Origin of the sequence: Isoptericola haloaureus (genome assembly GCF_036689775.1) — a bacterium.
Lineage (GTDB): Bacteria > Actinomycetota > Actinomycetes > Actinomycetales > Cellulomonadaceae > Isoptericola > Isoptericola haloaureus.
In genome coordinates this window covers 1-414 of sequence record NZ_JBAGLP010000112.1, presented here as the reverse complement: position 1 = coordinate 414, position 414 = coordinate 1, and the positions used below count along the sequence as shown (strand labels likewise).

Below are 414 nucleotides of genomic sequence, written 5' to 3'. Positions count from 1 at the left end.
TGCGCCGCGCCGGCTGACCGGCCGTCCCGTACCCCTCGCCCTCCCGTTGTGGGCATGAAATCTGCAGCCCTGAACCGGTTCAGGACTGCAGATTTCATGCCCACAACGGACGACGGGGGGCAGCGGAAGCGTCGGCCCTCGTCGCGACGCTAGGCACCGACGGCCAACGCGGCGAACAGCACGGTCCAGCCGCTCAGCACCGGCCACCCCGCGGCGAGGGCGGCCCCGCCGGTCAGCGCCCGCAGGACCAGGTCGCGGCCGGGGCGGGGCGGCGTCCCCTGGGACAGCGTGTTCAGCCAGTCCGGGAACGCCACCGGCGGCAGGAACAGGCCGCCGGCGAACGCCAGCGGGAACAGCACGACCTGCACCACCGGCAGGGCCGCCTTGGCCGACAGCGAGTAGCCGACGGCCATG

At 73.9% G+C, this 414-nt stretch carries 1 pseudogene; it reads right to left on the bottom strand.

Features of this window, described 5'->3' with window-relative positions:
- Positions 1–149: 149 nt before the first annotated feature.
- Positions 150–414, bottom strand: a pseudogene (locus V5O49_RS05430) (ABC transporter permease); the annotation flags it as partial.